Raw genomic sequence first — 18,842 nt, forward strand, 5'->3', positions numbered from 1 at the left:
TCTTTCTAGTCTTTCTGATTTTCGGGCGTCGCCGATTCGGCTTCAAGTTCAGGATGCTTTACCTGTTCTTCTCTCTTGAGCGCCTTCAGCTCTTTTTTCAGCCGCATGATCTGGAAAGCGCCGGCCGAGCCGATAATAAGCGCCCCCATTAATACCGACACCAAAATGACCAGGATCAGGGGCCATTCTGCCGTTCCAAAAAGAAAATCAACCTTTACCGGTTCAACATTAATGACCGCGAAAACAGCAACAATTAATGTGAAAATAAGTGCAGCGATTAACGTCCATTGTTTGTTCATGAGATATTCTCTCCATTCGCGTCGTTTTCTAGCGTTATTTTCCCGCTCTGCTCCCATTTTAAACAAAAAGAAGATCGATAGAAAGCCGCCAAAACAACTTTTTTTCTCTTTAAACCAAAAAAAGACCGCCCGGCAGTGCGGGCAGTCCACGATTTATTCTTCTGCAGGCTTGCGCTTCGGCTTTTTCAGTTCGCGCCCTTTCCAGACAAGCCATACTTGAGCCGCGATGTAGAGCGATGAATACACTCCGCTCAAAAGTCCGACCAACAGCGCAACAGAGAAGTTCGAAATCGATGCAGCGCCGAAGATGAGAAGCGCAATTACGACGATGACGACCGTAAGCACCGTATTAATCGAACGTGTGAACGTCTGCTGCAAGCTTAAATTCACAATATGCGACAAGTCGCTGAAAGTTTTCGGTTTGCGCTTTTTCAAATGCTCCCTGATCCTGTCAAACGTGACGATCGTATCATTTATCGAATAGCCGATGATCGTCAGCACGGCGGCAATGAAGGTAATATCAACCTCAAGCCTTGTGAGACTGAAGACGGCAATGATGAAGAACGCATCATACAGCAATGAAGCGATAGCCGCAACCGCCATCTTGTATTCAAAGCGGATCGATACATACAAAATGAGGCCGATCGACGCGATGATCACCGCATAGAACGCGTTTCTCGCCAGCTCTTTACCAACGGTCGGCGAGACGGTGCTGACATTTGGTTCGCTGCCGTATTTTTCTTTAAAATAATTTTTCACTTCAGCGATTTTTTTCTGATTCGGAACGCCGACAAACCTGGCGACGCCATGATCATTTTTTTCCCCTGAAAGAACGATCGAGTCAGGATCAAGCCCGACTTTTTCAAAGTCGTTTTCAAGCTCCTGGGTTGTCAGCTTATGATCGCTTTGAACTTCGATTCTCGCTCCGCTTGAGAAATCGATGCCGAGATTCAGCTTAAACACAAGCAAGACGATAAGACCAGCGGCCAGAAGAACACCCGAAACTGCAAAGAACCATTTCCGCTTTCCGACAAAGTCCCATTTTTCAAACGGAGTCGGAGGCTCCGTATTTTCGTCTGTCTTTCTGATATCCAAAATGTCTTTTTTGCGGACCCCAAACCAGCCTTTTTTCCGGTCAAGCCAGCGGCTTTCGACCAGCAGGCCGAGCAGGAAGCGCGACAGGAAGACAGCTGTAATAAAGCTTGTCAAAATGGATAGGATCAGCATGGTCGCGAAGCCTTTGACAGAGCTTGTACCAAATATGAAAAGGACGATTCCGGCAAGCATCGTCGTAATATTGGCATCAAAGATCGTTGCAAATGATCTTCTGTTTCCTGCTTTAAAAGCCGAGCGAACCGATTTGCCGAGCTTCAGCTCTTCTTTTATGCGTTCATACGTAATGATGTTGGCGTCAACCGCCATCCCGACACCCAATATAAGTGCCGCGATCCCCGGAAGGGTCAGAACTGCATTCATCCAGTCGAATATCTGCAGTGTAATGTAGATGTAGACCGAAAGCGTAATGACCGCAATAAAACCAGGCAAGCGATAGTAAAGAAGCATGAATAGGAAAATAATAGCAATACCAACGATTCCCGCAAACACGGTATCATTCAAAGCCTGCTCCCCAAACTGCGCCCCGACGGATGTCGAATACTTTTCAACGAGTTTGACAGGAAGAGCTCCCGCATTTAAAATGCTCGCCATGTCTTTTGCTTCCTGAATCGTAAAGTTTCCTTCAATCATCACGTCTGACGTATTCAGCACCTGGCTGACATTCGGAGCGGAGATATATTTATGATCCGCTTTTTGCGATTCCTTTTTAAAAGAGTCGCCTTTTTTGTAATCAAGCCAAATGACGAGCTGGTTGTTCGGCTTCATATCAAGCACTTTCTTCGTCACTTCGCCGAATTTATCGGCATCCTTCAGCTTGATCGTCACGATCGGCTCATTTGTGTCCTGCTTGAACGACTGTTTGGCGCCGTTTTCGACAAGATCCGCACCGTTCAAAAGCTCATTGTCATTCGTATCCCTGAACGTAAGCTGAGCCTGTGTGGATAAGATTTCCCGCGCCCTGTTCTGGTTGTCGACGCCGGCAAGCTGAACCCTGATCCGGTTATTTCCTTCAATTTGAATGTTCGGCTCGCTGACGCCCAACACATTCGCCCGGCGGTTCAGCGCTTCAACCGTGCTGACGAGGGCATCCCTGTCAATTTTGTCGCCCTGTTTGGCAGGCTGGACTTCATACAGAACCTCAAAACCGCCCTGAAGATCAAGGCCGAGGCTGATGCTGTCTGCAGCCGGCTTCGTGAACATTCCCAGTCCCGTACCGATCAAGAGAACGGTAAGGAAAAACGCAATCAAGCGTCCTTTTTTCATTATGTATTTCCTCCCTTAAATCAACCAAAATCAACGACTATCTCAGCAGCTCATCGAGCATATCCTGCCCTTCTTTGCTGTCGAGTAAATTAGACGTTTTAAACGATTCTACGGTTGCATAGTTCATAAATTCGCCAATTTTCACAGATAAAATATCACCGGCGAGCTGGTGAATTTGAACATCCTTCTTTTTCTTCCATTTCTTATTCAATAAGTATGACCACAATTCCTCTATTTCAATATCGTCATAACCGAGTATCCTGAACTCTTCCGTCTTGCTGCGAAGAAAGGGTTTTAAATGATCCTTGTAAAGATCAGCCGGATGTTTGCCCATGCCAAAGCCACGCTCCTTTCACATTTTTTCAGAGAGACTTGTCATGCTTGGACGATGTATGCGCATATCTTATTGTATATGATTAAAGGTTGTTTGAGAAGGCAGGGGACTCTAGAAATGACGAAGCAGACGTTTTTAAAAGGAACGCTCATTTTAATAGCGGCAGGTTTGATTACGAGAATGCTCGGCTTTATCAACCGGATTGTCATCGCAAGGTTCATCGGTGGTGAAGGCGTCGGACTTTACATGATGGCGGCTCCGACCTTTTTTCTGGCCGTCACCCTCACCCAGTTCGGCCTCCCGGTCGCCATCAGCAAGCTGGTCGCTGAAGCGGAAGCGCGCCGAGACCACAGGAAGACAAAGCAGATTTTAGTGATGTCTCTTGCGATCACCGGGACGCTCAGCGCCGTCATCACTCCGGTGTTTCTCATTTACGCCCCGCTGATGGCCGACACGCTGCTCACAGACAAAAGAACGCTTTATCCGCTTTTGGCGGTTACGCCGGTCGTTCCGATCATTGCCGTTTCCAGCGTACTGAGGGGCTATTTTCAAGGCAAGCAGAATATGCGGCCGCTCGCCGTGTCCCAGGTTCTCGAACAAATTGTCCGGATATCGCTCGTCGCCGTCTGCACGACGGCATTCCTTCCGCTCGGCATCGAATATGCGGCTGCGGGCGCGATGCTGTCATCCGTGTTTGGCGAATTGGCTTCACTCCTTTATTTGTTCGTCGCCTTTAAATACAAAAAGAAAATCCGCATCAGAAAACGTTTTTTCCAATCGCTGAAATCTGGACGAACCACGTTTTTCGAACTGATGAGCGTTTCGCTCCCAACAACGGGCAGCCGTTTTATCGGCAACCTGTCATGGTTTTTTGAGCCGATTGTCGTAGCGCAAAGCCTTGCAATAGCAGGGGTCGCCGCTTCCGCCGCAACGAGCCAGTACGGAGAGTTGACCGGCTTTGCCCTGACGCTTCTCACCCTCCCGAGCTTTATCACATATTCTCTGTCTACGGCGCTCGTTCCAGCCATCAGCGAAGGAATCGAACAGAAAAAAATGCAAGTCGTGGAATACAGGCTTGAGCAGGCGATGAGGCTTTGCCTTTTAAGCGGCGGAATATCGGCGGTCATTTTGTTTTCGTACGCGGATGAGCTGGTCAGCGTGATGTACGGGTCGTCAAATGCTGCGATTTATGTGAAAATCATGGCTCCATTCTTTTTATTTTACTATTTCCAAGGTCCGCTGCAGGCCGTCCTGCAGGCTTTAAACCTGGCCGGCGCGGCAATGATGAACAGCCTGGTCGGCGCCGTTGTGAAAACAGGTCTCATTTTTGTTCTCGCTTCACGGCCTTCACTTGGCATTATGGGGGCTGCGCTGGCGATTTTGACGGGGATCATCCTCGTCACCCTGCTGCACGCCGCAACCGTCAGCAAAGTACTTCCCATCAGCATTAACCTGAAAGAATATATCGTATCCTTCGGCGTCATTTTGATATCAGGGTGGGGAAGCCTTCTGATGAAAGAACACCTTTTTTTAGACCAGTCCGAGCCGATGCGCCTGCTTTTGTGTGTCGCGGTTACAAGCTTTCTTTACGTCTTCCTTCTGGTCGCCTTCAAGCTGGTCAAAAAAGAAGAAATCCAGCGGTTTCCGCTGTTCGGCCGCTGGATTTCGTAAGCTCTCGCTTTAAGGTTTAAATTCATCCTTTATGTCAATAAAAAAAGAACCTTTATTATATGTGCAATAAGAAATTTTGGAAAGATCGCGGTGTCCTCTTTTTTCAAGCTTTTGCTCAAGCCACTCCCGGTCTTTCCCGATCTTTTCTAATTGTTCTTTTTGAACCATTCCGTCAACAATCAACGGCAGTTCGATCATTTTGTTTGGCCCGTCTTTTGTAAACACTGAAAGCTTCCCGGTCGGCTCCAAAATCGCATATGAAACATCCCCGATTCGTTCCACATTCTTATCTCTCAGCTGTGTCATCAAATCATCGTAATTATAGCGCTGTGTCCTCATGGCGTGTTCATCAATTTTTCCGCGGTCTATGATAATCGTTGGTTTTCCATCGAGAAGCCGGCGGATTTTTTGATTTTTCAATGACAGATATGCAAATATAACCTGGATCAGCGTCAAAACGAGAATTGGAATGATCGTATGGAGAAGGTGGTCATCGAGATTTTCAATGGCCAAAACCGCGATTTCGGCCATCATAATAAAAACGACAAGATCCAATATGCTCAGCTCGCCTATTTCCCTCTTTCCCATCAAGCGAAACAAAATAAAGATGATGAAATACAAAACGACCGTCCGAAACGTAAGAGCTAAAATTTCATCCATTACCGCCCGCCTCCTTCCGCCTATCATGATCATAAACATAGCCTTTGTAAAATTGAGGCTTTTATGTATAAAAGGTCGGGGGAGCTAGTCTATTTGCCAAACGTGCAGAATACATTTAAAAAGACGAGCCCGTCTATATTGAAAGGAGGATCGTGATGAACGAACCAAAACAAGTCGGCAAAGGGATTTTATACAGCTTGGCGGTTATTTTCGCTTTGATGTTTGCGGGAAGCCTGGTCATTTCGCTGCTCCTCACCTTCACATCATTAACCGAAAGTTCATTCAGCTGGTTTATTACCGCCATTTCTTTTATTACCTTGTTCATCGGCGGTTTTATTGCGGGAGGCAAATCGAAGGAAAAAGGGTGGCTGAGCGGAGGATTGACAGCGCTTTGCTTCTCTCTTACGGTGCTTTTGTTTCAATATCTCGGCTTTGGCGAAGCCTTCAATTTGAAGCAGCTGCTCTATCATTCCGGTTTTTTGGGAGTCAGCATGCTGGGCGGGATTTTCGGGGTCAATCTGCAGGGGAGCCGTGCATAAAGACAGCAAAAAGGGAGCGGATGACCGCTCCCTTTTCTCATGCCCATCAGGCTTCTTTTATGCCATGTCACATCAGGAACAACTGCGGCTTCATCAAGACATAAGGAACGGCGCTAGCGCCGTTTTCACGTCCTACGACAGTCTGATTTCCGATGCTTATGTATCAGCCTTTCGGCTATTCTGCTGACGCCTCTCTGATCGCGCGGCGGTCGAATGTCAGACGGGTATTGTCGCCTGTTTTGATGACAACCTTGCTTTCGTCAATTGAATCAACGATGCCGTGCAGGCCGCCGATCGTTACGACCTTATCTCCTTTTTTCAGCTCCTCCTGCATCTGGCGGACAGCCTTCTGCTGCTTTTGCTGCGGACGGATCAAAAGGAAATAAAGAACCGCAAACATTAAAATAATCGGAAGTAATGTTCCAAGCATCTCCATTATTTTTTCACCCCTTTCAAATGGCTTTATCGCTTTCTTCGTTTATGTGTCAGAAACTTTTAGCATTTGGTTTATTAAAACCGTAGCGCTCAAAAAACTCTTCCCGGAAATCACCTAAACGATCTTCACGAATGGCATCTCTCACTTGCCCCATTAATTTTAACAGAAAATGAAGATTATGATAAGAAGTTAAACGAATTCCAAACGTTTCATTACAGCGGATTAAATGTCTGATATAAGCGCGCGAGTAATTGCGGCACGTATAACAGTCGCACTGCTCGTCGATCGGTCTGAAATCTCTTTCATATTTGGCATTTTTGACGACGAGGCGCCCTTCGCTCGTCATGAGCGTACCGTTTCTCGCTATCCTTGTCGGCAGCACGCAATCGAACATATCCACTCCGCGGATGGCTCCGTCAATCAGTGAGTCCGGCGAGCCGACCCCCATTAAATAGCGCGGTTTATCCGCAGGAAGCAGCGGAGTTGTAAACTCCAGCACACGGTTCATCACGTCTTTCGGCTCTCCGACGGATAGTCCACCTATAGCATATCCCGGGAAATCCAATGAAATCAAGTCTTTCGCACTTTGTTTTCTCAAGTTTTCGTACTCGCCGCCTTGAACGATTCCGAAAAGCCCTTGCTCGTCAGGGCGCTTGTGAGCTTTCAGGCACCTTTCCGCCCAGCGGCTCGTCCGTTCAACAGACCTCTTCATATAATCGTACTCTGCCGGGTACGGCGGGCATTCGTCAAACGCCATCATAATGTCTGATCCGAGGGCGTTTTGGATTTCCATCGCTTTTTCAGGAGATAAAAACAGCTTGTCTCCGTTTAAATGATTGCGGAAATGTACGCCTTCCTCTTCGATTTTGCGGAACTCGCTCAGGGAAAACACCTGAAAGCCGCCTGAATCCGTCAAGATGGCGCGGTCCCAATTCATAAACTGATGAAGGCCCCCCGCCTCTTTGACGATGTCATGGCCCGGTCTCAGCCAAAGGTGGTACGTATTGCTTAAAATAATACCTGCACCCATTTCTTTCAGCTCTTCCGGCGCCATCGTTTTAACGGTGGCGAGCGTTCCTACGGGCATAAACACCGGCGTTTCAAATGAGCCGTGCGGGGTGTGCACCCTTCCCAGCCTTGCTCCTGTTTGTTTACATGCTTTTATGAACTCATAGCGTATCGGTTGCTGCGACAAATTATGAGCCCTCCAATCTTTTTGAATTTTATTTGATCAACATGGCATCTCCGAAGCTGAAGAAGCGGTATTCATGTTCCACTGCGGTCCGGTAGGCGGAAAGCACATGCTCTCTGCCTGCGAGCGCGCTGACAAGCATAATGAGGGACGATTTCGGAAGATGAAAATTGGTAATCATCCCGTCTATCGCCCGGAATGTGTAGCCTGGATAAATAAAAATCGATGTCCAGCCTCTCGCTTCCCGGAAGCGGCCGTCATGCTCGGAAGCGATGGTCTCAAGCGTCCTCGTCGATGTCGTGCCGACGGAAATAATCTTTCCGCCTTCCTGTCTGACGCGGTTTAACAATGCTGCCGTTTCTTCCGACATTTCATAAAACTCGGCATGCATGTCGTGTTCCTCTACATTTTCCGCACTGACAGGCCGGAATGTCCCGAGTCCGACGTGAAGGGTAATAAACGCAATATGCACGCCTTTTTTCCTGAGCGCATCGAGAATCTCTTCCGTAAAATGCAGCCCGGCCGTCGGCGCAGCCGCTGATCCTTGTTTCTTTGAGTAAACCGTCTGATAGCGCTCCCTGTCATCGAGCTGTTCTTTAATATAAGGAGGCAGAGGCATTTCGCCGAGCGATTCGAGCACCTCGTAAAAAATCCCTTCATAGCGGAATTCAATTTTTCTTCCGCCGTGCTCGAGCTCTTCTGTGCAGACCGCTGTGAGACGGCCGTCTCCAAACGAAAGAACGGTTCCGCGCTTGACCCGCTTTGCGGGCTTGACAAGCGTTTCCCAGACGTCCCCTTCCTCCTGTTTTAACAGAAGAACTTCAACCTTTGCGCCCGTCTCTTCCTTGACTCCGTACAAGCGGGCCGGCAGCACCCTCGTATCGTTCAGCACGATGCAATCGCCCGCGTTCAGAAAATCAATCACATGCTTAAACGTGCTGTGAGTGATTTCTCCTGTTTTTTTATCCAGCACCATCAGCCTGGACGCATCCCGCTCTTTTAAAGGAACCTGTGCGATGAGGCGTTCAGGCAAGTCAAAATCGAATAATTCTACTTTCATCTTTTTTCACCTTACTCTATCTATAGACTTGAATGTCAGAGTCATTTCATTCGTCCGAAAATCGAAAACACCACGGACAGAATGATACTGATGACAATGCATGTAACAACCGGAAAGAAAAATGTCACGTTTCCCTTTTTCACAAAAATATCGCCGGGAAGCCTGCCGATGACTTGCATGAATAAACCGACGGCAAAAATGACGGCGCCCAGCACCATTAAAATCTTTGGAAATTCAGTCACTGTTCGGAACCTCCATTTTAAAGTGGCTGTATACATCAGGGGTCACGATGCGCCCCCGCGGCGTTCTTTGAATAAAACCGATTTGAAGAAGATACGGCTCATACACATCCTCAATCGTGTGAGACTCCTCACCGATGGTAGCCGAAATCGTATCGATGCCGACGGGACCGCCGCCAAATTTTTCGATCATGCCCATCAAAAGCTTGCGGTCGATATGATCAAGCCCAAGTTTATCAACCTGGAGGCGTTCAAGCGCATCAACCGCCACTTCCTCCGTGATGGAGCTGTTTCCAAGCACCTGGGCAAAATCCCTGACCCTCCTCAAAAGCCTGTTGGCAATCCGCGGCGTCCCTCTTGACCGTCTTGCGATTTCGAGAGCCGAGAGCGAATCGATGTCGACCTCAAACAGTTCCGCCGTTCTGATCACGATTTCCGAAAGCTCGTCACGCGTGTAATACTCAAGCCTTGACAGAACGCCGAACCTGTCCCTGAGAGGCGCGGTTAAAAGCCCGACCCTTGTGGTCGCGCCGACAAGGGTAAAAGGAGGAAGATCGAGCCTCACAGAACGCGCCGACGGCCCTTTGCCGATCACGATATCAAGGCAGAAATCTTCCATCGCAGGATACAGCACCTCTTCGATCGAACGGTGCAGCCGGTGGATCTCGTCAATAAATAAAACGTCGCCTGGCTCCAGAGCCGTTAATATCGCCGCCAAATCGCCGGGGCGCTCGATCGCCGGACCTGACGTCGTTCTGAGATTGACTCCCATTTCGTTGGCGATGATCGCGGCGAGCGTCGTTTTTCCCAATCCCGGCGGCCCGTACAACAAGACATGGTCAAGCGTTTCCTCCCGCATTTTCGCAGCTTCGATGAAAACCTTGAGGTTGTCTTTCACTTTTTCCTGGCCGATATACTGAGCCAGTCTTTGCGGACGCAGACTTTGCTCAATCGCTGATTCATGGTTGTCTAGTTCACTTGATACAAGCCGCTCATCCATGATATCACCTTACTTTAACAATTTTTGCAATGCTTTTTTAACGTATTGATCCGTCGAAAGCGCCTCTTCCTTTTTCAAATGAGGCTGGACTTTTTTAATTTCCCGGTCGGAATAGCCGAGCGCTCTTAATGCTTCAAGCGCCTCCTCAAGAGCCGTTTCCGCTTCATGAATTTGCTCCCGCTCTTCATGGTTAAACAGATCGGCCGCGATGTCAGGAACGGCGTCCGCAAGCTTCCCTTTCAGATCAAGGATGATCTGCCTTGCCGTTTTTTTGCCTACGCCGGGGAACTTGACGAGAAACGCTTCATCCTCATTCTCGATCGCTTCAATCACCGCTCCCGGATCGCCGGAAGCGAGGATCGCAAGCGCACCTTTCGGGCCGATTCCCGTAACATTCAGCATTTTCGTAAACAGCATTTTTTCTTCCCTTGTCGAAAAGCCGTACAGCGCATTCGTATCTTCTCTTACATAATGGTATGTATAGATTGTTTCGTTGCTGTTTTTCTTATAAATAAACGGATTTGGCGCAAAGATCTGATAGCCGATCCCGCCGTTTTCAATGACAATATATTGGGGCGATACATAATCAATCGTCCCTTTTACGAATTCGATCAACGTTCATTCACCTCTTTGACTGCTCTTCATTGTAACACAAAACAGGCAAAGCTAGAATGAAAAAGTTAACATATGTTCGCTAAAAATGGCTTCTGTCCGCAGCTGAAAAAAGACATAACAGCGTCATGTCTTCATATCTTTTACATGATGTTGGCTTCCGGATGATTTTACGGCTTCAATGACATGTTCAAATTCCTTTTTCGTGCGGTATGGGATCCCTTTGCGCAAATCATCCGCCATCCGGCTTTCCAGGCGCTTTATATCAATCTGAAAAAACGATTGAATCGGCTCTGATAATATGCCCGGGCGGCCGTGAAAAGTCGAAATCACGCCGTCTTCCGTCACTCCGATATAACCGTTTGTTTTGCTGAGGGGAGAAATGTCGTCCACCTGTTTGCGAAACAGAATAAACCCCTTTTTCTGATCGATGAGCTGCCACCCTTTATAAGCAGCTTTAAAGTCTTCCAGTGTTCGAGCGGCCTCTACTTTATTTTCGATGCCAACGTCCCCGTCCAGATAAACCTTTTCAAGCTGGATTTGAACTGTAGCCGGCTTTTCGGCCAGGGCCTCCAGGTGAAAGCTGAGCGCGGCCAGCAGACTTCCAATAAGCACTAAACCGATTTTGAACTTGCTTTGGCTGTTCATCAATATCACCTTCTTTTTTGCCTTAACGATCATATCCATAGTTTGACCAACGCTTTTAAAAATTAATCTAAAAAAGCAATGAGATAACAACCGGTTTACGAATGTTACATTTTCAAACCAATATGAAGAACTCAAAGGCATTTAAGGTGCAAAACCCCGCGTTCTCATGTATAAACAACATTATAGAGAGTTTTTCGTTTGACCAGCCCTTAAAAAGAAGGTGAGTTCAGCGTGAAAAAGGCGCAAACCTATGCAGAGGCCGTAAAGTATAATACGAAAAAAAAGTTCAATAAACTTATCCAAAAACCCGATGACTTAGAGTTGATCGGGAAAGGCAGGAGCGCATACGTTTTTAAGCTGACTGAAGAGGGCAGGGAAATGGCTCTTAAAGTCTTTTTTCCCGAATTTAAGAACATCGCCGCAAGGGAAGCGGAGATTTACAAAAAGCTTTCTGATTCGAATTATTATCCTGATATATATGAAACAGGGCCATCATATATTTTAATGGAGTATATAAAAGGATATACTTTTTATGAGTGTTTAAACAAAGGCATTCCGATCGATGATGACATGATCTGCGAGGTCGACCGCGCATTGAACGATGCGAAGCGGAAAGGGTTGAATCCATCCGATATCCACCTCCGAAACCTGATACTGACGCCGGCTGGGACAATCAAAGTCATCGATGTCGCCAGGTTTTTGCAGACGAAAGAATGCAGACAGTGGGATGACTTAAAAACAGCCTATCAAACCATTTACAAAAAAAGCCGTTTCCCGCAAAGGCTTCCTAAGCTGTGGATGGAATTGATCGCTTATCTTTATAAAAAAAACTGGCTTCAAAAACAATGGGCCGCCAGAAAAAACAAATTTCACCCGTAATTTGAAACTTAAAGAAGGCACGTCCGTATATGAAATAACCCCATTACAGTCAGGAAGGGAGAAACAGCTGTTGAAGAAAAAGAAGAAACGAAATGATGATAAATGGGATTATCTTTATCTCGTTGATTTGCTTGAGCCGTTGTTTTATGTGCTGAGGCTGGCAGTAAGAGGACTTGCGAAAATCATAAATTAAACACCCGGGCTTTCGGGTGTTTTTTTGATGGCCGAGTGATCAGTCAAATACAAAACCCCTTCATCAGAAGGGGTTGCTTTTTAATGCTCTTTCAAATTTGTGAGCGGTACTTCCTGCTCGTTCTCCGGTTGGCCGAGCGGAAAGATTCTTGCGGTTTCATTTTGTTCGTTGACACGCTGAATATAAATCGGCTTGCCATTATAAGTAACATCAACCATGTCGGGTGATTCGACGATTTCCTGGGCACGCTGCGTATTCATGCTGACACCCTCCTTTAGCTTTTACTCATAATGTGTACTCCCGGCTGCTTTCGTATTCCTTTTTAGCCGGTTTTCTTTCAAGGAGGGGTGATCTTCAGCTCCCGTAATCAATGAACCTTTACGTACAAAGGCAGATCCGTGTGTCCCATTTCACGGACATAAACAAACAGATTGCCTTTGTGATGTATTTCGTGTCCGATCGCGAGCTGCAGCAGCTGTTCGCCGGCTACTTTTCGTCCGATGACACCGGTCAAATCGACTTCACGATCCAATTCTTCATCCGTAAAAGATTCAAGCAGCTTTTTTGTTTTTTCTGTATATGCTTTGGCGAGCTCGCTCAGGCTTGCCCCTGTTTCTTCCGGCTTCTTTTTAAAAGACTCTCCGTTCCCTTCTTTTGCCGCTGAAGCAAAGGCATAGAAAGATTGCAGCATATGCATGACAAGTTCCTTCGCTGGCATCGACGTTTCAGTCGGTTTGTAATCGAGATGTTTTTCATCAATCTTTTGAATCAGTTCTTCTGTCACCAGGCGGTGGGACATAAATTCCTGAACGATGCGGTCTTTTCGTTCCATTTTTTATTCCTCCTTCGTGTTTAAGCAGTTCATACCCAGAATAACACGAGTTTCCATTTTCAGCATCTGTCCTGCAGCACCCTTCGGACCGCCTTGACATATTTGCGGAATGTTCTCGTTTTTGTCTCCTCCCTCTCTTTATAGGAAAAATCTTCGAAAAACTCTTTCCTTTGAGCCGTGCTGATTTCAAGCTGCACGCTCATTCCTGACTGGCTTTCATTATTGATGTTTTCCTCGGCAGTTCCGGCAAATTTCCCGTCCACTTTGACCAATTCTGCGGAAAAGTCAGACTTTTTCAGAGATTTGACGATAGCTTTTGCCAGCTTTCTGTCCGTTCCTCCCACAAGCGTGTGCGGGCGGTCGCCGGAATAGCCGTGGAATGCGATGGTATAGCGGTGTTCTTTTATTTTCTGCAGTGCCAGAGGCTCGTCAAAGTTTGTGCTTGTAATATGAAGATCCGAGTTGTTCTCATCCTTTTTTCCCTCGAATAAATAAGTTGAATAATCATCTTTGAAAGCTCTGACAAGCTCGCTTACTCCGCCTTCTATTCTTCCTCCGTGAGGCGAAAAGATTAAACAGTCGCTTCCCGCTTTTTCGTGGTACTCAATGTCATAGCCGCTTTTTTCGTGTTCCTGCAATTCCTTGAAATTCATGTATCTGTCCCCGGCCTGGATCTGAAAGTTCTCCCGGGTTGTTTTTTCGAACCATCTGTATACGCCATTTATCATCACTGCTGCGATCACCAAGTAGATGAGTACTTTTTTCTTCATTGATTATTCCCCTTTTACACTACCTTTCGATTTCTAAGCATGTCCTCCATGCCTCATTGTATATTTGGCTTTTTTGTGACACAGTTATTTTACGCTTTAGACATGACGCGTTCAATTATGAATAAGTTTGATAAAAAATAAAAATTTAAATATTTTTATTAAAAAGATGCTTTTTCATTAGTTTAAAAGATCGATAAATTTTAAGAAAAAAATCTCATAACAATAGGCGTCTCCTGTTGCACGACTTTCCCTACAGCCCATCCCGCTTGAGAATGAGGCGTTCTATCAGAAACGGGGTATACGGTTTGATAAAAGTAAAATCGGCCGCGTCTGCCGGCTGCAGATGTTATATTTTCTTTTCCTCCCCGTTCTGTTATCCTATTACCGACAATAAAAATGCAGGTGATAAAACATGGAAACAGAATATGATACAAAAGGCTACGACCTGACAAAAGTTTATGATTACAATCAATATCCGGATGTCCGCCACGGACGGTGCGACAATTGCGATTACACCCTTTTTAAAAGCTCTGTAAAAAACGGCCAGTTTTTGCGTGAATGCCGGCGCTGCGGCATGAAAAAAAGCATTTAGCGTTACAGCACATTCTCATATGTATAAAAAAACTTGCCGACAAGGCTGCATGCAGCTTTGCCGGCAATACACGTCATGCTGTCAAATGTTTAAACATCTTTTTGATCTTTGTTTGTGACAAAGCCGTTGATCGATTCACCGATCTTTCCGCTAAGATCGACATTCAAATTGTTGAGATTTTGAATATATTCGCTGATGACATTTTGGATCGCTTGATTAAGTTCCGCATTTTCGCTTTTTGTGAAATCGGCCTCTCTCAGATCGATACCGCTGTTTTTCTGAACCAGCTCATAGATCGATTCGCCAAAACCCGTGATAAGGCCGTTGACTCTCTCGATGATTTGAGCGGTTTCCTTGTCTTGCGGGCTGCCGCCCGCAGCCGGGAAAGGCTTCTCATTTCCGTGTTGTTCAGCCATTGCAGATCCTCCTCTCATAATGACAGACTCCTTCACAATATATGATAAAAAATCAAATCCTGTTTCCGCAGCAGCTTGATACAGCTGCTAATTGGTTGATGATGCATAAAAGGACGCCGCGAATCTGGAGCGGCGTCCTTTTTTAATGAACGTTCGTATACACTTCCTGCACATCGTCATCATCTTCAAGTGCGTCAATGAGTTTTTCGACTTTTTCCTGAAGTGTTTCATCGACCTCTGCATAGGTTTGTGGAACCATTGTCATTTCGGCTGTCGCCGTTTCGTAGCCGCGCTCCTCCAAGTTTTTCTTTACTTCTTCAAACTGTTCGGGCTCTGTATAAATCTCGAACAGCTCTTCGCTCGTTTCTAGCTCCTCGGCACCGGCATCAATGACCTCAAGCATAAACTCCTCTTCATCTATCTCAAGATCTTCACGCTCGATTGCAATATATCCTTTCCGGTCGAACATATAAGAAACACATCCTGTTTCCCCCAAGCTGCCGCCGTTTTTGCTGAAAGCAGTTCTGACGTTTGTCGCCGTCCGGTTTTTATTATCTGTCAAACATTTGACCATGACAGCCACACCGCTTGGGCCGTAGCCCTCATACGTAATTTCCTCGTAGCTTTTTCCATCCTGGCTGCCGGAAGCTTTTTTGATGGCGCGGTCGATGTTGTCGTTTGGCATGTTTGCATTTTTGGCTTTATCGATAACGAGACGCAGACTTGCGTTAGATTCGGGATCGGGTCCCCCTTCTTTTGCGGCTACATATATTTCTTTGGCAAGCTTCATGAAAATTTTGCCGCGTTTAGCATCTTGGGCATTTTTTCTTCTCTGAATATTTTTCCATTTAGAATGGCCAGCCATATCTTTCTACCTCCAAAAAAATTCTCGTCTCTATGTACACTTTATACGGTTTTCCCCGTTTTTGTAAAGAAATCGGCCGAACGCTTACAAAAAAATTGCCGGGGCATCCCCGGCAATTCCCTGCTTATTGGTTGCGCAAGCGGTTCAAATTGTTATTCGTCGTGTCTCCGCGATCCCTAATGTTCTGAGGGTCGTCGTTCATTTCGCGCAGCCTTGTAAATGCGCCGTCGTCCTCGACAACTTGAACTGTCCGGTCTCCAGCAAACGTTTTGGCTGCTTTTCTAATTTGAGTTCTCTCATTATTTGTCAGCTGTTTATCTGACCGTACCGCGATGATGACCGTTTCATTCGTTACGACGGCCTGACTCTCGTCAACATAATTCAACTTGTTGACGCGTCCAGTGATATTCCTGGAGATTTTACGGTTTTCCGGTCTGTTATAGCCCGTGTCCGCCGTGTTCACCAAATGATTGTGATAATTCATGTCTCCCCGGCTGAAAGTTCCATCGCCTGTTGGAACGGGATTGCCGTTGCCCGCTCGATTGTTCACGTTCGTTGCACCGTTTCTCCCGTTCATGTTTTCAAGCATTTCTGTAACAGGACCGTCATTATCAAGACCGTTATTACGATCTGCATCATTTGAATAATATCCGATCGGACGCGTATTGTTTCCATTATCTATAGCGTCGTTCGTTCCGCAGGCAGATAGACCAGCTGTCAAAAGCAAAATACCCGAAAACACTTTCAGCTTGCTGTCCAATGGTAATACCCCCCGTGAAAACCGCTGAATTTGAGCATTGCGCTCTTTTTTAGGATGTGCGAGATGTGAAGAGTTACCCTTGACAGTTATAGACAGTCCCGTGAAAAAGCATGAAAGTGTTTATAGCGGCCCACAATAAAAAAGGAACGATAGATCATCGTCCCATTCCGAATCAGTCTTCTTCATCTTCCGGTCTGTTAAACATCTGTCCGCCTGCGGGCTGCTGTCCGTATCCGCCCATACCGTACGGAGCTCCCATTTGCGGCATCTGTCCATATGGCGCTGCACCCGGAAAACCTCCCGGGAATTGGCCTGGCCCGCACCCGCAGTCATCTTCTTTGCCGTGTGCCATATTGGGATCGTGTCCGACGTTTGGCGATGCATATCCCGGAAACGGCTGATAAGGCGCATATGCCGGAGCAGTCATCGGCTGATGATGATATCCGTGATGACCGGCATTGTCATGCCCCATGTTGTCATCACCGTCATATTCAGCAGGAGATACATAGCTAGGCTGAGGCATGTAAGGCATTTGAGCAGGATATGGATACCAAGGGTGGCATAAGCCCGATCCAGGCAGCACCGGTGAAACAGGAATCCAGCAGCCTCCAGGATAGAACGGATAAGGATGCGGATGGTGATGGTGATGATATCCGGCAGCAGCTACATTTGGCATGCCGTGAAACTGCTTATTTTCATCACCTGCTGCACCGACATTCGGCGGCTGCGGAACATTCGGATAATTGACATTTTCCATATGATTCTCCTCCTCATTTGTCCATGGATTATACATGTTGGGGCTTTTCTCTTGATGTTCATAAGGTTTTGGAGGTGCGTACGGCTGATGAAGCTGATTGACGCTTTGATACAAATTTGAAATGTCGCCTTCAGGCAAACTTGACTGCCCGATGTTCGGGACAGGCGGAACATAAGGAACCGAAGGCTTTTCTTTCGGTTTTATATCTTCAACATCAAGCTTACCTTTCGGTTTTTCTTTTGCAAATGGATGTTCCTGCTGTTTTTTCGGTAACTCTTTTCTCATATTGAGCTGTTCTTCTTTTTTGACCGGCACTCCCCCTGACGGTACTTTGATTTTCATGCCCGGCATGATCAAATCTGGATTGCTCAGCTGCGAATTCAGCTTTTTCAGTTCTTCAAAGTCCACTTCATATCTTTCCGCGATTTTTTCCAGAGAATCGCCCTTTTGGACAATATGAATTTTCAACGTTTTCCCCTCCTATGCAAAAACGTGAACGAACAGATGAGAATAACAAATATGCTTCTCCACAAATTTATGCGCATAGCGGAGGGGTTATGATAAAAACTTGTTCTCCAAACATTTAACGGATCGTTAACATCCGATTCAGCGCAAGAATGGCATCTTTTGCGATATCTTGATCAACTTTGATCACGCCTGTCAGTTCACCTTTGTCAATCTGCTCCAGCGACCACAGCAAATGCGGCATGTCGATTCTGTTCATTGTCAAACAAGGGCACATATCTGGATTAAGGGATTCGATTTGTTTATCAGGATGTTCTTGAATGATGCGCGAAACAAGGTTCATCTCTGTTCCAATCGCCCATTTGCTCCCCGGTTTTGCTTCATTAATCGTATCGATGATTTTTTTTGTAGACCCGCTGAAATCGCTGAGTGCGACGACTTCATGGGTGCATTCCGGATGAACGATAACATTAATGTCCGAATCCCGTTCTTTAACACTTTTGATATTCGCCGCGGTAAATTTTTCGTGAACAGAGCAATGCCCCTTCCACAAAATGATTTTTATGTCTTCATAATCGCCGTTATACTCAAGTTTTTCTTCGATGGGATCCCACACCGCCATTCTGCTGAGGGGAATGCCGAGGTCAAATGCCGTGTTTCGTCCCAAGTGCTGATCCGGAAGAAATAAAATTCTCTCCTTTTGCGATAGCGCCCATGTCAACATGCGGGCCGCATTTGAGGATGTCACGGACGCTCCCCCGTTTCTTCCTACAAAAGCTTTGATTTCCGCTGTCGAATTGACATATGTGAGGGGAATGATGGTATCGTCAAACAGCTCTGCAAGCTCTTCCCAGGCGCGATTCGTCTGCTGCATGTTGGCCATATCGGCCATCGAACAGCCTGCGCGCATGTCCGGCAAAACGACAATCTGTTCGTCGGAAGTAAGCATATCGGCTGTTTCTGCCATAAAATGTACGCCACAGAACACGATATATTCCGCTTTTTTATTTTTTTGGGCGACTTGCGCCAGCTGAAGCGAATCTCCCGTCGCGTCCGCAAATTGGATCACTTCGTCTTTTTGGTAGTGATGCCCCGGGATAAACAGCCTTTCTCCGAATTTCTTTTTGATATTCAAAATTCTTCCGGCCATTTCTTCTTCGGTCAATTCTTTATACAGCTCCGGCATCATGCCGGCGTTCCTGTCATGAATCAAGTTTAAAATAGACATCTGTCACCTCTCCAAT

General features: G+C 46.5%; 24 protein-coding genes. 5 read left to right on the forward strand and 19 right to left on the reverse strand.

The window, feature by feature from the left end; genetic code table 11:
• Positions 1-5 precede the first annotated feature (5 nt).
• The 3 genes from MHH76_RS14720 to MHH76_RS14730 all read right to left on the reverse strand — a co-directional run bounded on the left by MHH76_RS14720 (position 6) and on the right by MHH76_RS14730 (position 3,012).
• Complete coding sequence (locus MHH76_RS14720; protein WP_020452413.1) at positions 6-299, reverse strand: lipopolysaccharide assembly protein LapA domain-containing protein; 294 nt, start codon at positions 297-299, stop codon at positions 6-8.
• A 153-nt stretch (positions 300-452) separates the two neighbouring features.
• On the reverse strand, positions 453-2,678 hold the full coding sequence (secDF, locus tag MHH76_RS14725; protein ID WP_020452414.1) for a protein translocase subunit SecDF: 2,226 nt from the start codon (positions 2,676-2,678) through the stop codon (positions 453-455).
• 37 nt (positions 2,679-2,715) lie between these two features.
• Positions 2,716-3,012 carry a post-transcriptional regulator gene (locus MHH76_RS14730; RefSeq protein ID WP_020452415.1) on the reverse strand — a complete coding sequence of 99 codons (297 nt, stop codon included), beginning with the start codon at positions 3,010-3,012 and terminating at the stop codon, positions 2,716-2,718.
• A 117-nt stretch (positions 3,013-3,129) separates the two neighbouring features.
• On the opposite strand from MHH76_RS14730, the gene spoVB reads away from it, so the two are divergent.
• Positions 3,130-4,683 carry a stage V sporulation protein B gene (spoVB, locus tag MHH76_RS14735; RefSeq protein ID WP_041817270.1) on the forward strand — a complete coding sequence of 518 codons (1,554 nt, stop codon included), beginning with the start codon at positions 3,130-3,132 and terminating at the stop codon, positions 4,681-4,683.
• Positions 4,684-4,692: 9 nt separating this feature from the next.
• Here spoVB and MHH76_RS14740 read toward each other — a convergent pair whose 3' ends face one another.
• Positions 4,693-5,343: a DUF421 domain-containing protein gene (locus MHH76_RS14740; protein WP_020452417.1), complete on the reverse strand. Its 651-nt coding sequence runs from the start codon at positions 5,341-5,343 to the stop codon at positions 4,693-4,695.
• A gap of 155 nt (positions 5,344-5,498) precedes the next feature.
• On the opposite strand from MHH76_RS14740, the gene MHH76_RS14745 reads away from it, so the two are divergent.
• Complete coding sequence (locus MHH76_RS14745) at positions 5,499-5,882, forward strand: TIGR04086 family membrane protein (RefSeq protein ID WP_020452418.1); 384 nt, start codon at positions 5,499-5,501, stop codon at positions 5,880-5,882.
• Positions 5,883-6,057: 175 nt separating this feature from the next.
• On the opposite strand, the gene yajC is transcribed toward MHH76_RS14745, so the two are convergent.
• The 7 genes from yajC to MHH76_RS14780 all read right to left on the reverse strand — a co-directional run bounded on the left by yajC (position 6,058) and on the right by MHH76_RS14780 (position 11,069).
• The gene (gene yajC, locus MHH76_RS14750) at positions 6,058-6,321 is read right to left on the reverse strand and encodes a preprotein translocase subunit YajC (RefSeq protein WP_085959518.1); all 264 of its coding nucleotides are present in this window, start codon (positions 6,319-6,321) and stop codon (positions 6,058-6,060) included.
• Between the two features lie 46 nt (positions 6,322-6,367).
• Positions 6,368-7,513 carry a tRNA guanosine(34) transglycosylase Tgt gene (gene tgt, locus MHH76_RS14755; protein ID WP_025811052.1) on the reverse strand — a complete coding sequence of 382 codons (1,146 nt, stop codon included), beginning with the start codon at positions 7,511-7,513 and terminating at the stop codon, positions 6,368-6,370.
• Positions 7,514-7,541: 28 nt separating this feature from the next.
• On the reverse strand, positions 7,542-8,570 hold the full coding sequence (gene queA, locus MHH76_RS14760; protein ID WP_020452420.1) for a tRNA preQ1(34) S-adenosylmethionine ribosyltransferase-isomerase QueA: 1,029 nt from the start codon (positions 8,568-8,570) through the stop codon (positions 7,542-7,544).
• A 41-nt stretch (positions 8,571-8,611) separates the two neighbouring features.
• Positions 8,612-8,812: a DUF2905 domain-containing protein gene (locus MHH76_RS14765; RefSeq protein ID WP_020452421.1), complete on the reverse strand. Its 201-nt coding sequence runs from the start codon at positions 8,810-8,812 to the stop codon at positions 8,612-8,614.
• Positions 8,805-9,809 carry a Holliday junction branch migration DNA helicase RuvB gene (gene ruvB / locus MHH76_RS14770; protein WP_020452422.1) on the reverse strand — a complete coding sequence of 335 codons (1,005 nt, stop codon included), beginning with the start codon at positions 9,807-9,809 and terminating at the stop codon, positions 8,805-8,807. Before ruvB ends, MHH76_RS14765 begins: the two co-directional genes overlap by 8 nt.
• 9 nt (positions 9,810-9,818) lie before the next feature.
• Complete coding sequence (gene ruvA / locus MHH76_RS14775; RefSeq protein WP_020452423.1) at positions 9,819-10,424, reverse strand: Holliday junction branch migration protein RuvA; 606 nt, start codon at positions 10,422-10,424, stop codon at positions 9,819-9,821.
• A 123-nt stretch (positions 10,425-10,547) separates the two neighbouring features.
• The gene (locus MHH76_RS14780) at positions 10,548-11,069 is read right to left on the reverse strand and encodes an intercompartmental signaling factor BofC (protein WP_020452424.1); all 522 of its coding nucleotides are present in this window, start codon (positions 11,067-11,069) and stop codon (positions 10,548-10,550) included.
• Between the two features lie 231 nt (positions 11,070-11,300).
• Between MHH76_RS14780 and MHH76_RS14785 the strand changes: the two genes are divergently transcribed.
• Together MHH76_RS14785 and MHH76_RS14790 are read left to right on the forward strand one after the other, a co-directional pair.
• Positions 11,301-11,948, forward strand: coding sequence for a protein kinase family protein (locus MHH76_RS14785; RefSeq protein WP_020452425.1), 648 nt, complete (start codon positions 11,301-11,303; stop codon positions 11,946-11,948).
• A gap of 70 nt (positions 11,949-12,018) precedes the next feature.
• Positions 12,019-12,141 carry a hypothetical protein gene (locus tag MHH76_RS14790; RefSeq protein ID WP_023855401.1) on the forward strand — a complete coding sequence of 41 codons (123 nt, stop codon included), beginning with the start codon at positions 12,019-12,021 and terminating at the stop codon, positions 12,139-12,141.
• An 80-nt stretch (positions 12,142-12,221) separates the two neighbouring features.
• On the opposite strand, the gene MHH76_RS14795 is transcribed toward MHH76_RS14790, so the two are convergent.
• The 3 genes from MHH76_RS14795 to MHH76_RS14805 all read right to left on the reverse strand — a co-directional run bounded on the left by MHH76_RS14795 (position 12,222) and on the right by MHH76_RS14805 (position 13,743).
• Positions 12,222-12,401 (reverse strand): small acid-soluble spore protein H, encoded by a 180-nt coding sequence (locus tag MHH76_RS14795; protein WP_020452426.1) that lies wholly within the window; start codon positions 12,399-12,401, stop codon positions 12,222-12,224.
• A gap of 107 nt (positions 12,402-12,508) precedes the next feature.
• A complete protein-coding gene (locus MHH76_RS14800) occupies positions 12,509-12,973 on the reverse strand; it encodes a DinB family protein (protein WP_020452427.1) in 465 nt (154 codons plus the stop codon).
• A gap of 59 nt (positions 12,974-13,032) precedes the next feature.
• On the reverse strand, positions 13,033-13,743 hold the full coding sequence (locus MHH76_RS14805) for a poly-gamma-glutamate hydrolase family protein (protein ID WP_020452428.1): 711 nt from the start codon (positions 13,741-13,743) through the stop codon (positions 13,033-13,035).
• 412 nt (positions 13,744-14,155) lie between these two features.
• Between MHH76_RS14805 and MHH76_RS14810 the strand changes: the two genes are divergently transcribed.
• Positions 14,156-14,335, forward strand: coding sequence for a hypothetical protein (locus tag MHH76_RS14810; protein WP_025811051.1), 180 nt, complete (start codon positions 14,156-14,158; stop codon positions 14,333-14,335).
• A gap of 89 nt (positions 14,336-14,424) precedes the next feature.
• Here the strand turns inward: MHH76_RS14810 and MHH76_RS14815 are convergent, their stop codons facing one another.
• From MHH76_RS14815 to nadA, 5 genes are all read right to left on the reverse strand, one after another.
• Entirely contained in the window at positions 14,425-14,751 is a 327-nt protein-coding gene (locus tag MHH76_RS14815) for a hypothetical protein (protein WP_025811050.1), read from the reverse strand.
• Between the two features lie 142 nt (positions 14,752-14,893).
• Complete coding sequence (locus tag MHH76_RS14820; protein ID WP_023855406.1) at positions 14,894-15,616, reverse strand: YebC/PmpR family DNA-binding transcriptional regulator; 723 nt, start codon at positions 15,614-15,616, stop codon at positions 14,894-14,896.
• Between the two features lie 124 nt (positions 15,617-15,740).
• Positions 15,741-16,376 carry a YhcN/YlaJ family sporulation lipoprotein gene (locus MHH76_RS14825; RefSeq protein WP_023855407.1) on the reverse strand — a complete coding sequence of 212 codons (636 nt, stop codon included), beginning with the start codon at positions 16,374-16,376 and terminating at the stop codon, positions 15,741-15,743.
• Positions 16,377-16,548: 172 nt separating this feature from the next.
• A complete protein-coding gene (safA, locus tag MHH76_RS14830; protein WP_025811049.1) occupies positions 16,549-17,601 on the reverse strand; it encodes a SafA/ExsA family spore coat assembly protein in 1,053 nt (350 codons plus the stop codon).
• 115 nt (positions 17,602-17,716) lie between these two features.
• Entirely contained in the window at positions 17,717-18,826 is a 1,110-nt protein-coding gene (gene nadA / locus MHH76_RS14835; protein WP_025811048.1) for a quinolinate synthase NadA, read from the reverse strand.
• Positions 18,827-18,842 lie beyond the last annotated feature (16 nt).

The organism is Bacillus sp. FSL L8-0193 (genome assembly GCF_037976065.1).
In the GTDB taxonomy this organism is placed as follows: Bacteria; Bacillota; Bacilli; order Bacillales; family Bacillaceae; genus Bacillus; species Bacillus paralicheniformis.